The organism is Ruegeria sp. YTSA219 (assembly GCF_059609985.1).
This window is the reverse complement of the sequence record NZ_JBXWMT010000003.1, coordinates 17,176-29,564: the sequence shown is the minus strand read 5'-3', so window position 1 is coordinate 29,564 and position 12,389 is coordinate 17,176. Positions and strand designations below refer to the sequence as shown.

Below are 12,389 nucleotides of genomic sequence, written 5' to 3'. Positions count from 1 at the left end.
GGAGACTTGGACGATGAAGATCCGCCTACTTCTTCCTGCATTTCTGGCTTTGGCGTCACCTGCGGTGGCCGCTGACGAAGACACAGCTGAGATCTGCGCTGAGGCAGAAACCCGCTACGTGGATCTGTTCGGTCAGCCGTCTTCAGATGTGGAAGATGCAGAGGTTGTGCTGATGTACAAATACAATTTCTGCCCAGCCCAACTGACGGTCAAAGCGGGGACCACAGTGCGTTGGGTGAACGTAGACAAACGCACCAGCCATAGCGTCCTGCTGAAAGATGGCAGCAAAGCCGAGAGTGACCGCCTGTTCCCCGAGGAATTTGTTGATCTGACATTTCTTGTTCCCGGCGCCCAGGATTACCTGTGCGGACCACATTGGGAGACACAGAACATGTTCGGAATGGTCACCGTAGAGCCCTGATAAGCGGCAGGCTGAAAGATGCGCGGGCGCAATTCCCGTGCTCCTTAACTTAAGTCAAGGAGGTCGGTTTACCTGTGCGCCAACTTGTTTCCATGACACGCCCGGTTCCCCCAGCAACGTCCCATATTCGCGCATGGAAACGACCAAAACACCGGGTTCCAAAGACATTCAGAACAAGCGAGTTTGCACATGAGCGGTAAGGTTTTTCTGATTGGTGCCGGCCCTGGTGATCCCGAACTGATCACCATGCGCGCCCTGCGTATGCTGCAGGAGGCGGACGTGGTGGTCTATGACCGCCTTGTTTCGGATGAAATTCTGGCCATGCACACCGAGGGCGCGCGGCTGATCGCCGTCGGCAAGGCCCCCAAGTGCCACACTGTTCCTCAGGATCGCATCAACGAAATCCTGCTGGAACACGCACGCGCAGGTCACGTTGTGGCCCGGCTGAAAGGCGGGGATCCGATGATCTTTGGTCGCGGCTCGGAAGAGGCCGCTTTTCTGATGGCACACGGTGTTACGGTCGAATACGCACCGGGCATCACGGCGGCACAAGGCGCATCCTGTTCGACCGGCGTGCCCCTGACCCATCGCGGACTGGCGACCTCGGTTCAATATGTCACCGGGCACAGGCAGTCCGACAAAGTTCTTGATCTGGATTGGAAACGACTGGCGGACCCGGATACGACGCTGGTCGTCTATATGGGCGTGGCCAATATCGGCCAGATCGCCATCGGCTTGATGACCGAGAACCTACCCGGATCCACCCCGGTCCTGGCTGTTGGGCAGGCCACCAGTGCCTCTGAACGCCGCCTTGTATCCCGACTGGACCAGATTGCCGCGGATGCGCGCAAGGCGGATCTGAAGGCTCCTACCTTATTCATTATCGGAAAGGTCGTTTCGCTTTATGCCAATCAGGCCCTGACCGAGATTTTGGAGCGGGCGCATGGGTAGCCTGGCGCATATGGACCGCAAGCAGCCGGGGTGGGCCGCGCATACTGTTCTGACTGCCGTCGTTCTGGTTGCCACTTCCGCTCTGGCCGCTGACGCCATCGACCCAACCGCCCTGAAACGGTTGGTCCACCAGGATTGCGGCTCGTGCCACGGATTGTCCCTGAAAGGCGGGCTTGGTCCTGATCTGCGACCGGAAACTCTGGAACATTACGAGGCGGACGTCCTGACGGGGGTCATACTGGACGGCATCCCCGACACGGCTATGCCCCCCTGGCGCCCCCTGATCAGCGAAGAAGAGGCCGAATGGATCGCCCGATACCTGCTGGAACAGGAGGCAAAATGAAACAACTTGCCCTTGGCATCGTTGCCCTAATGATGATGACACCTGCCAATGCAGACCCCACCGCCACCGGAGATCTGGGCCTTGTGATCGAACGGGCAAAAGGGTCGGTCTTATTGGTGGACCAGTCGGACCGGGCCGCATTGGCACGGATCGAAGGGTTGGGCGATCTGTCCCACGCCTCCCTAGTCTATTCACCCGACGAACGCTTTGCCTATGTTTTTGGCCGCGATGGCGGGCTGACCAAGGTTGATTTAGTGACCCGTCAGATTGCAAATCGGGTCGTGCAGGCTGGCAATGCCATTGGCGGCGCGATTTCGGATGACGGCCAACTGGTTGCGGTGTCAAACTATGAGCCGGGTGGCGTACGCGTGTTCGACGCGGATACGCTGGAACTGGTTGCCGACATCCCCACCGACAGCAAAACCATAGGTCTTGTCGATGCGCCGGGTCGTCGGTTCGTGTTTTCCATGTGGGACACGGGCGAGACCTGGATTGCTGATTTCGCAAATGGCGCGCCCGAGATCACAAAGATCACCGATATGGGTAAGAACCCCTATGACGCGCTGATCACCGCCAATGGTCGCACTTATATCACCGGTCTGTTTGGTGAGGACGGGCTGACCGCACTGGACCTATGGGCAGACAATCCAAAACCGATCCGCGTGCTGCCGGGCTATGGGCGCGGACAGGAAGAGATGCCGGTATACAAGATGCCTCATCTTGAGGGCTGGGCACTGACGGATCGCGAATTTGTCCTGCCCGCGGTCGGCCACCATGAGGTTCTGTGGATTGACGCCGAAACCTTGACAGAAACAGGCCGCACCCAAACCCATGGTCAGCCGGTCTTTGCCATGGCGCGCCCGGACGGGCGACAGGTCTGGGTGAATTTTGCCCATCCATTGAACGATACAATTCAGGTCATCGACAGCGTCAGCAAACAGGTCATCCACGAATTCTCTCCGGGCCCTGCCGTCCTGCATATGGAGTTCACGGCACGCGGGCATGAGGTCTGGATCAGTGTCCGCGACGCCAACAAGGTCGTGGTCTACGACACGCATAGCTTTGAAAAGCTGCGCGAGATCGCGGCGGACAGCCCCTCGGGTATCTTTTTCACCGCCCGCGCGCACAGGACAGGGTTGTAACCCATGCAACATATCACTGACCCGATCGACCGTCGCCTGCTGGACGATTTTCAGCGCGAATTTCCGATTATCGACCGCCCGTTTCAGCCAGTGGCCAAGGCGCTGGGGCTGGACGAAGCTGAAGTGCTGAACCGTCTGGCGCGAATGCGTTCGACCGGCCGGATCACCCGGGTCGGGGCCACGATCACTCCGGGCGCGGTGACGGCCAGCACTCTGGCCGCGGTGGCCGCACCCGAGGAGCATCTGGAGGACATTGCCGCCCTGATCGACGCAGAGCCCGGTGTGAACCACAATTATCAACGTGAGGACAAATGGAACCTCTGGTTTGTAGCGACCGGCCCTGATCGCGCGCATGTGGACGCCACTCTGGCCCGGATTGGCCTGCAAACCGGTTTGCAGGTTTTGGACTTGCGTCTGGTTCGGCCGTTCAATGTTGATTTGGGCTTTCGAATGACAGGCAAGCAACGCAACGTACCGGCACCGCGCAAGGTGGACTGTTCCGTTCTGCAAAAGGGTGATCGCTCATTGATGCAGGCGCTTAGTTCCGGCTTACCGCTGGTTTGCGAACCTTACGCAGCACTGGCCGCCTCTTTGGACCGTAAACCAGAGGACGCCATGACGCGGATCCGGATCTTACACGAGGCTGGAATTGTCTCGCGTCTTGGCGTGATCGTAAGACACCGGGCACTGGGCTGGTCGGCCAATGCGATGGTGGTCTGGGATATGCCAACTGATCAGGTCGATCGTGCCGGGCCTGCGCTGGCAAAATACCCTGGCGTGACACTGTGTTATGAGCGTCGACCCGTTGAAAACATCTGGCCCTACCGCCTGTATTCCATGATCCACGCCCGCTCGCGCAGCGAAGCGCGAAACGTCCTGGCCGGGGCTGCGGCATTGCCTGAGCTGTTTGGCGCGCAGCACAAGGTGTTGTTTTCGACGCGCTGTTTCAAACAGACCGGCGCGCTGATCCAACCCAAGGAGACGGCGGCATGACCCTGGACGAAACTGATCGGGCAATCCTGAACCGAATGCAAGACGACTTACCTCTGACCTCACAACCCTATGCGATGGTGGCCCAAGAACTGGGGATTTCGGAACAGGATCTGTTGGTTCGCCTATCACGGATGAAGGATGACCGGGTCATCACGCGCTTTGGCCCGTTCTTTGACGCAGCCGCGATGGGCGGGGCTTTTTGCCTATGTGCCATGGCCATACCGACAGAGGCATTTGAATCCGTCCTGACCAAAGTCAATGCGCATCCCGAAGTTGCCCATAATTATGAACGTACGCACCGGCTGAACATGTGGTTCGTGTTGGCCACCGAAACGCCCCAAGGGATTGAGGCCTGCGCCGATGCGATCGAACAAGAGACGGGGATCGAAGTTCTCAGATTTCCCAAGTTGCAGGAATTCTTCATTGGCTTCCGGGTGGCGGCATGATCGACGCAAAAGACAGACTGATTATCGAGGTTCTGCAGGGCGGATTGCCCCTGGTGCCTTCGCCCTACGCTCGGGTTGCTGAAAGCCTTGGGATGGACGAACAAGCGCTGCTGTATCGCCTCGCAGAACTTAAGGCGCGCGGCGTTATACGTCGTATCGCCGCAGCCCCGAACCACTACAAACTGGGCATGACTTCGAACGGCATGACAGTCTGGGACGTCGATGACAGTCAAATCGCTGATTTGGGGGCACATATTGGCGGTCTGCCTTTTGTCACCCATTGCTATGAACGTCCACGTGCCCTGCCCGACTGGCCTTACAACCTGTTCGCCATGGTCCATGGCAAAGACAGGGGTGAAGTCGAAGAAAAACGGGCCGAGATTGCCGGTATTCTGGGCAGTGCCTGCCGGGGCAAGGACATCCTGTATTCAACGCGCATCCTGAAAAAGACCGGGCTGCGCCTGAAACCGAAAGGCCAAACGCCATGTTCCGCCTGACTGAATACATGCAGCAACTGGTCACCCCGACCCCCTTGCGCAAGCGCCGCCCCGGCCCGGTTAAGCCGGTGGTCATCTGGAATCTGACCCGGCGCTGCAACCTGAAATGCCGCCATTGCTATACTGTTTCGGCGGATGTCGCGTTCCCGGGTGAGCTCAGCCACGAGCAAGCCATGGTAACCCTTGAGGATCTCGGCCAATTTCGCGTCCCGGCCCTGATCCTCTCGGGGGGGGAACCGCTGGATCGGTTCGATTTCTTTGATATCGCCAACCGGGCGCGCAAGTTGGTGCCGATGCTGGCGCTGTCGACGAATGGCACGCGGATTTACGATGAAACCGCTGATATGATCGCTGATGTCGGCTTTAACTATGTCGGCATATCACTTGACGGGATCGGGGCCACAAACGACTGGTTCCGAGGTGTCGAGGGCGCCTTTTCAGATGCCCTGCGCGGCGTGCGCGAGTGCAAGAAACGCGGCATCAAGGTCGGTTTGCGATTCTGTTTGACCGAGGGCACACAGCACCATCTGCCCGATCTCCTGCAGTTGTGTGATGATGAGGGGGTCGACAAATTCTACCTGTCTCATCTGGTTTACGCCGGTCGCGGCGACAAGAACAGGGGCGAGGATGCCGAGCATCTGCGCACGCGCAAAGGTCTGGATCTGTTATTGGACCGTGCGTGGGAGGCTGCCTCGGGCGGGCGCCCGCTGGATATCGTCACCGGCAATAACGATGCCGACGCCGGATATTTTCTGAACTGGGTCAGGACGCATTTTGATGCCGAAAAGACCTCGCATATACGTGCGCATTTGGCGGCCTGGGGCGGGAACTCCAGCGGGTTGGGGGTGGCCAATATCGACAATCTTGGTCGGGTCCATCCCGACACCTACTGGTCAGATTACACGGTCGGGAATGTGAAAACGACGCCGTTTTCCGAGTTGTGGACCGGGGACGACAAGATGCTGGCCATGCTGCGCATTCGCCCGCGTCCGCTGAAAGGGCGCTGTGGAGTTTGTCAGCTCAGGGATGTTTGCGGTGGCAACACGCGCATCCGGGCCCTGCAACTGACGGGCGATCCCTGGGCCGAGGACCCGGCCTGTTACCTGTCAAACGATGAAATTGGCGTGGATAAAGTGGGCAAACGCCTGCAGGTCACACCTTTCCGGGGGAAAAGCCATGATCCGGCGCATCAGTTCTTTTAGGGCTCGCACGCTTGGAACACTGTGCGCGCTTCTGCTGACCAGCGCCGCATGGGCCGACGCCCAGTCCGATTATGCCGAACATTGTGCGTCCTGCCATGGTGACACCCGGCTGGGCGGTGTTGGTCCGGCCTTGATACCCGAAACGCTAAAACGCATGCGCGGGCCGCGGGTTGCCGCCGTGATCGCCGAAGGGCGCACCGCCACTCAGATGCCAGCCTTTGCGCATAATCTGAACGCCCTGCAGATTGAGGAGTTGGCAGGTTGGCTGAAATCCCCGCTCGAGACCGCCCCGGACTGGGCCGAGGCAGACATCATGGCCAGCCGTACGCTGGACGCAGACTATGTCGAGATTGATGCGCCCGTCTGGTCCAGTGATCCGATGAACATCACGTTGGTGGTGGAAACCGGAGACCACAATGTCAGCGTTCTGGACGGTGACACATTTGAGGTTTTGGACAGATTTGAAACTCCTTTTGCCGTTCATGGCGGCCCAAAGTTCAGCCCCGATGGGCGTTACGTGTTCATCATGTCCCGCGATGGCTGGGTCCAGAAATATGACATCTGGGCGTTGCAACAGGTGGGTCGCGTGCGGGCGGGACTAAACAGCCGCAACATTGCCATGTCAGGCGATGGCAAATGGCTGGCGGTGGCGAATTACCTACCCAACAGCCTGACTCTTTTGTCCACCCGGGATCTTTCGGTGGCAAAAGTCATCGAGATTAAAAGCAGGAAAGGTAATCCCAGCCGCGTTTCAGCCGTTTATCAAGCTCCGCCACGGGAAAGCTTTGTGCTGGCCTTGAAGGATGTGCCAGAGATTTGGGAGGTCTTCTATGGCGCCAATCCACCCCAATCCGGGTTGGGACACGATTTTCGTATCGAAGGGCAGTTCAAGAACCCTAACCCTTTCCCAGTACGCAAGATCACTACGCCCGACTATCTGGACGATTTCTTTTTCGACCAGACTTATGAATACGTCATGGGCGCATCTCGCGACGGGAACGGCGGTCAGGTGATTGATCTGGTCATTGGCCAAAAAGTGGCTGACCTGGATCTGCCCGGCATGCCGCATCTGGGTTCCGGGATTACCTGGCGGCGCGGCGATACAACTGTGATGGCAACGCCGCACCTGACTGATGGCACCGTCTCGGTGATCGACATGGAGACATGGGAAACGGTCAAGCGGATCAAGACCGAAGGGCCGGGGTTTTTCATGCGCAGCCATGAAAACTCGCCATATGTCTGGGCCGATGTTTTCTTTGGGCCCAACAAGGATGTGATGCATGTGATCGACAAGCAAACCCTTGAGATCGTACGGACCCTGCGCCCAGCGACGGGCAAAACCGTGGCCCATGTGGAATTCACCAAGGACGGAAGCCATGCGTTGGTTTCGATCTGGGAAGATGACGGCGCGGTGATCATCTATGATGCAAAAACACTGGAAGAGTTCCGCCGTCTGCCGATGCGCAAACCTTCGGGAAAGTACAATGTCTGGAACAAAATCACCTTCTCGGAAGGAACCAGCCACTGAGGGCAAATGGCCGGTGTGGAAACTGGCCATATTGCTGTATCCAGCGTCTGCGCTGACCGTGGCCATAAACCTTTTTCTGGCTGGCCTGATCGCCAACAGCGCCGGATTCGGAGTGATTGAGCCTGTCACAGCCATCCTGTGGTCAATCCCATTGGGTGTACCTGCCTGCTGGTTTGCAGGGCGCTGGGTGCGCAGTCTGATGGACGAAGCAGACGGCTAGGTCGGATTCTCCAAAGGCCTAACCGAAGTCAAGTATCTGCTTTCGGGAATCTCTTAGGACTTGGGAAAGATCACCGAGTTGGATTCTCCATGCCCGCCCAAAATCCTTTGCACAATTCAGCTGTTTGCGCGTCCCGCGCAGCTTGTGCGGTGGCAGGTATAATCCTTCTGCTTTTGCAGCTGCTTAGCCCGGCGCTGGCGAGTCCCGGGCAAAGCATGTGGGTTGAGATCTGCTCGGAGGGCGGCGCGGTCTGGGTCGAGGTTGATCTTGAAAAAGGCGATGCAGACCCGACCGCACCTTGCCCCAAATGCGCCGATTGCGCGCTGTGCGCCGTGACCGGTGCCGCACCTCTGCCCATGCCGCTGGAAGTGACGCAACTAGGAAGGGTTCAATTCTTATCTTGCCAAAACAACAGGTCCTTCGAGCTAATTGGCTCTGACCGGCTGTGGCCAGAAACCCGGGGTCCCCCCCCTGCACCAGAATTTAAAACCGAACGCGCCCCGCGCACGTCCATGGCGTCCACCCCAATCATCGGAGGTGCGCCGTGGTCGTAAGTCGCGCAATCCATTTCCTGCTGGCCTTTTTTCTGTCCTGCCTGATGGCGATTAGCGCACATGCCGACAGCCTAGCCAGTTTTCTGCCAGAACTTGAGCCCGCGGACCTGATCCCCGGCGCCGAGGCATTTGGCCCGATCAGAAAAGACATTCCGGTTGCGCCTATCCTGAAAGGGGGCAAAACGATTGCCTGGGCCTTTCTGACCTCGGATTTCGTGGGCACCACAGGCTATTCCGGCAAACCCATTCACGTCGTTGCAGCGATCGACAATGATGCGGTGCTTACTGGCGTTAAGCTGGTCAAGCATTCGGAACCCATCGTACTGATCGGGATTCCGAACGCACGCATGGTCGAACTGACCGAAGGCTACGCCGGCCTGGACCTTAGGGTTGAGGCTGAAACAGGCGGTGAGGGCCATGACCTCGACATTATCTCGGGCGCGACTGTCACAATCATGGTGATCGACGACAGTCTCGTGCGTGGCGGCATCAAGGTAGCGCGGGCGTTGGGGTTGGGTGGCTTGTCACCGCTGCAGGCCGACGGGCCAAAGCGCGAAGTCGATATGGCACAAGACGCCACTTATGACTGGACAACGCTTTCGGGTGACGGCTCGGTCCGACGCCTGACACTGGATGTCGGTCAGGTCAACGCTGCGTTCGAGGCCACCGGCGACCAGCGCGCCATCAGGCGCCGTGAACGGGGCGCGCCCGACGACACCTTCATCGATATGCATCTGGCGTTGGTTTCGGTCCCGTCGATCGGCAAGTCGCTGCTGGGCGAGGCCGAGTATCAAAACCTGACCGAGTGGCTGGGCGAGGGCGAGCAAGCCATCCTGGTGCTGGGTCGTGGCGCCTATAGCTTCAAGGGGTCAGGCTATGTGCGTGGCGGGATTTTCGACCGTATTCAGCTGATTCAAGGTGATAATTCGGTACGCTTCTTTGATAAACAGCAAGAGCGTCTGGGCAGAGTTGCGGCCGCCGATGCGCCCAGCTTCACGGAGCTGGATATCTTCAAAATCCCCGCTGAGGCAGAGTTTGATCCGGCCGAACCCTTCCGCCTGCAACTGTTGGTGCAACGCGCCGTCGGTGCGGTTGAAAAGACATTCCTGACCTTCGATTTGGGCTACAAACTGCCTGAGCAGTACCTGTTGCCAGTCGTAGCCCCCACCGTTGTGGATGACGCCACAGGTGAAGCTGCTGCCAAAGCCGCTCTTTGGAAACGTATCTGGAAGGATCGCACAGTCGAGATTGCCGGTCTGGGCGTCATGCTGCTGATACTGACGGCGACCTTCTTTTTCCAGTTCCATGCCACGATGAACGCGCGGGTCTTTTACTGGTTCCGCATCGGCTATTTGACAATGACCCTGTTCTTCATCGGCTGGTACGCGAATGCCCAGTTGAGCGTGGTGAACCTGATGGCGCTGGCGGGCAGTTTGCGCACAGGTTTCTCATGGGATGCCTTCCTACTGGACCCGCTGGTGTTCATCCAATGGTTCGCCGTGGCAGCCGCCCTGTTGTTCTGGGGACGCGGTGCCTATTGCGGCTGGCTGTGCCCGTTTGGCGCGCTGCAAGAACTGACCAACAAGATCGCGCGGGCTTTTCGCGTGCCGCAATGGACCCTACCCTGGGGCCTGAATGAACGGCTGTGGCCCGCGAAATACATGATCTTCTTGGGTCTCTTCGGCCTCAGCTTTGTCTCCATCCCGCTGGCCGAGAAGTATGCCGAGATCGAGCCTTTCAAGACCGCGATCATTCTGAAATTCATGCGCGACTGGCCGTTTGTGGTTTTTGCGCTGGCCCTGTTGGGGATCGGCCTGTTCGTTGAGCGGTTCTACTGCCGCTATCTCTGCCCGTTGGGCGGAGCACTGGCGATCCCGGCCCGCATGCGCATGTTCGACTGGCTACGCCGTTACAAGGACTGCGGCACCCCCTGTCAAACCTGTGCCAATGAATGCCCCGTTCAGGCGATCCACCCCACAGGTGAGATCAATCCGAACGAGTGCGTCACCTGCCTGCATTGTCAGGTGCTCTACCAGTCCGAGGACAAATGTCCCGTCGTTATCCGTCAACTGAAACGGCGGGCCAAGACTGGGTCGGTCGATCTCAAGACCCCACTCGGACAACCACCGGCGAACCATCCAAACGCCAAACCGAAAACCGTTTCCTAAAAGGAGGAACGATCATGTCGGAACATGACAACAAACTAACCGTCACACGCCGCGGTATGCTGGGGGCGACCGCCACTGGCGCCGTGCTGGCCGGAACCGGTCTGGGATCAACCCTGATGACCGCAAAACAGGCCAGCGCCGCGGCCAACGCCAATCTCGAACCTGGTGAGTTGGACGAATACTACGGCTTCTGGTCCTCGGGTCAGACCGGTGAGCTGCGCATTCTGGGCTTCCCGTCCATGCGCGAGCTGATGCGGGTGCCGGTGTTCAACCGCTGTTCGGCCACCGGTTGGGGTCAGACCAATGAATCGCTAAAGATCATGACCGATGGCCTGCTGCCGGAAACTAAGGAATTCCTCGCCAAGCGCGGCATGAAAACCTACGATAACGGTGACCTGCACCACCCGCATATGTCGTTCACCGACGGCACCTACGATGGCCGTTACCTGTTCATGAACGACAAGGCCAACACGCGCGTTGCTCGCGTACGCTGCGACGTAATGAAGTGCGACAAGATCACCGAAATCCCGAACGCCAAGGCGATCCATGGTCTGCGTCCGCAGAAATTCCCGCGCACTGGTTATGTTTTTGCCAATGGCGAAGATGAAACTCCATTGGTCAATGACGGCACTGTGCTGGACGATCCGTCGCAATACGTGAACATCTTCACCGCGCTGGACGGCGACACTATGGAAGTGGCATGGCAGGTGATCGTGTCGGGTAACCTCGACAACACCGACTGCGACTATCAGGGCAAATACGCCTATTCGACCTCGTACAACTCGGAAATGGGTATGAACCTGGCCGAGATGACCGAGAACGAGATGGACCATGTTGTTGTCTTCAACCTCGCCGAAATCGAAGCAGGTATCGAAGCAGGTGACTATCAGGAGCTGAAAGGCGTCAAGGTTCTGGACGGCCGTAAGGGTCAGAACAAGAAGTACACCCGTTACATCCCGATCCCGAACTCGCCGCACGGCATCAACACTGCGCCTGACGGCAAGCATGTCTGCATCAACGGTAAGCTGTCTCCGACCGTATCGATCATGGACGTCACCAAACTGGACGCTCTGTTCGAAAGTGATGCCGATCCACGGTCCTGCATCGTGGGTGAGCCGCAGCTGGGTCTTGGCCCGCTTCACACTGCTTATGACGGCCAGGGCAACGCGTTCACCACGCTATTCCTGGACAGTCAGATCGTGAAGTGGAACCTCGACAAGGCAATCGAGGCTTACGGCGGCGCCGATGTTGACCCGATCATCTCGAAAGTCGATGTGCATTATCAGCCGGGCCATAACTCGACCACCATGGGTGAAACCAAGGAGGCTGATGGTAAGTGGCTGATTTCGATGAACAAGTTCTCGAAAGACAGGTTCTTGAACACGGGTCCGCTTAAGCCTGAGAACGAGCAGCTGATCGATATCTCAACCAACGAGATGAAGGTGGTTCACGACGGGCCGACCTTTGCCGAGCCGCATGACTCGATCATGGTGCGCGCTGACATCGTCAACCCGGTCAACGTCTGGGACCGTAACGACATCACCTGGGAGGACGCCCGCAAACAGGCTGAGGCCGATGGCATCGATCTGGAAGATGGTGCTGAGGAACCAATCCGGGACGGCAACAAGGTGCGGGTCTACATGACTTCGCAGGCCCCGACCTTCAGCCTTGAGAAGTTCACCGTCAAACAGGGCGACGAGGTGACGGTTTACATCACCAACCTGGATGACGTGGACGATGTGACCCACGGCTTCTGCCTGGGCAACTACGGCATCGCGATGGAAGTGGCTCCGATGGCAACCGCATCGGTCACCTTCACCGCCGACCGCCCGGGCGTGCACTGGTTCTATTGTCAGTGGTTCTGTCACGCGCTGCACATGGAAATGCGCGGCCGGATGCTGGTCGAACCGGCGGGGGCATAACT

At 58.4% G+C, this 12,389-nt stretch carries 13 protein-coding genes; all 13 read left to right on the top strand.

Features of this window, described 5'->3' with window-relative positions; genetic code table 11:
- The first annotated feature begins 13 nt into the window (after nucleotides 1–13).
- The 13 genes from AC2FFB_RS05605 (at nucleotide 14) to nosZ (ending at nucleotide 12,387) form a co-directional block, all read left to right on the top strand.
- Nucleotides 14–421, top strand: a complete 408-nt coding sequence (locus AC2FFB_RS05605; protein WP_281972618.1) for a cupredoxin domain-containing protein — start codon at nucleotides 14–16, stop codon at nucleotides 419–421.
- Nucleotides 422–610: 189 nt separating this feature from the next.
- Nucleotides 611–1,372 (top strand): uroporphyrinogen-III C-methyltransferase, encoded by a 762-nt coding sequence (gene cobA / locus AC2FFB_RS05600; RefSeq protein ID WP_271948622.1) that lies wholly within the window; start codon nucleotides 611–613, stop codon nucleotides 1,370–1,372.
- Entirely contained in the window at nucleotides 1,365–1,715 is a 351-nt protein-coding gene (locus AC2FFB_RS05595) for a c-type cytochrome (RefSeq protein ID WP_271948625.1), read from the top strand. Before cobA ends, AC2FFB_RS05595 begins: the two co-directional genes overlap by 8 nt.
- On the top strand, nucleotides 1,712–2,857 hold the full coding sequence (locus AC2FFB_RS05590; RefSeq protein ID WP_496874638.1) for a cytochrome D1 domain-containing protein: 1,146 nt from the start codon (nucleotides 1,712–1,714) through the stop codon (nucleotides 2,855–2,857). Before AC2FFB_RS05595 ends, AC2FFB_RS05590 begins: the two co-directional genes overlap by 4 nt.
- A gap of 3 nt (nucleotides 2,858–2,860) precedes the next feature.
- Nucleotides 2,861–3,850, top strand: coding sequence for a siroheme decarboxylase subunit beta (ahbB, locus tag AC2FFB_RS05585; RefSeq protein ID WP_142635236.1), 990 nt, complete (start codon nucleotides 2,861–2,863; stop codon nucleotides 3,848–3,850).
- Nucleotides 3,847–4,296, top strand: a complete 450-nt coding sequence (locus AC2FFB_RS05580; protein WP_142635234.1) for an Lrp/AsnC family transcriptional regulator — start codon at nucleotides 3,847–3,849, stop codon at nucleotides 4,294–4,296. The genes ahbB (AC2FFB_RS05585) and AC2FFB_RS05580 overlap by 4 nt, the downstream gene beginning before the upstream one ends.
- Complete coding sequence (gene ahbB / locus AC2FFB_RS05575; RefSeq protein ID WP_496689127.1) at nucleotides 4,293–4,793, top strand: siroheme decarboxylase subunit beta; 501 nt, start codon at nucleotides 4,293–4,295, stop codon at nucleotides 4,791–4,793. The genes AC2FFB_RS05580 and ahbB (AC2FFB_RS05575) overlap by 4 nt, the downstream gene beginning before the upstream one ends.
- Nucleotides 4,781–5,995, top strand: a complete 1,215-nt coding sequence (gene nirJ, locus AC2FFB_RS05570) for a heme d1 biosynthesis radical SAM protein NirJ (protein WP_496874637.1) — start codon at nucleotides 4,781–4,783, stop codon at nucleotides 5,993–5,995. Before ahbB (AC2FFB_RS05575) ends, nirJ begins: the two co-directional genes overlap by 13 nt.
- On the top strand, nucleotides 5,970–7,523 hold the full coding sequence (locus tag AC2FFB_RS05565) for a cytochrome D1 domain-containing protein (RefSeq protein ID WP_496874636.1): 1,554 nt from the start codon (nucleotides 5,970–5,972) through the stop codon (nucleotides 7,521–7,523). The genes nirJ and AC2FFB_RS05565 overlap by 26 nt, the downstream gene beginning before the upstream one ends.
- On the top strand, nucleotides 7,480–7,743 hold the full coding sequence (locus AC2FFB_RS05560; RefSeq protein ID WP_142635225.1) for a hypothetical protein: 264 nt from the start codon (nucleotides 7,480–7,482) through the stop codon (nucleotides 7,741–7,743). Before AC2FFB_RS05565 ends, AC2FFB_RS05560 begins: the two co-directional genes overlap by 44 nt.
- A gap of 89 nt (nucleotides 7,744–7,832) precedes the next feature.
- Nucleotides 7,833–8,297: a DUF2946 family protein gene (locus AC2FFB_RS05555; protein ID WP_496874635.1), complete on the top strand. Its 465-nt coding sequence runs from the start codon at nucleotides 7,833–7,835 to the stop codon at nucleotides 8,295–8,297.
- 44 nt (nucleotides 8,298–8,341) lie between these two features.
- Complete coding sequence (locus AC2FFB_RS05550; protein ID WP_496691895.1) at nucleotides 8,342–10,465, top strand: 4Fe-4S binding protein; 2,124 nt, start codon at nucleotides 8,342–8,344, stop codon at nucleotides 10,463–10,465.
- 14 nt (nucleotides 10,466–10,479) lie between these two features.
- Complete coding sequence (gene nosZ, locus AC2FFB_RS05545) at nucleotides 10,480–12,387, top strand: TAT-dependent nitrous-oxide reductase (RefSeq protein ID WP_142635219.1); 1,908 nt, start codon at nucleotides 10,480–10,482, stop codon at nucleotides 12,385–12,387.
- The last annotated feature ends 2 nt before the right edge of the window (nucleotides 12,388–12,389 follow it).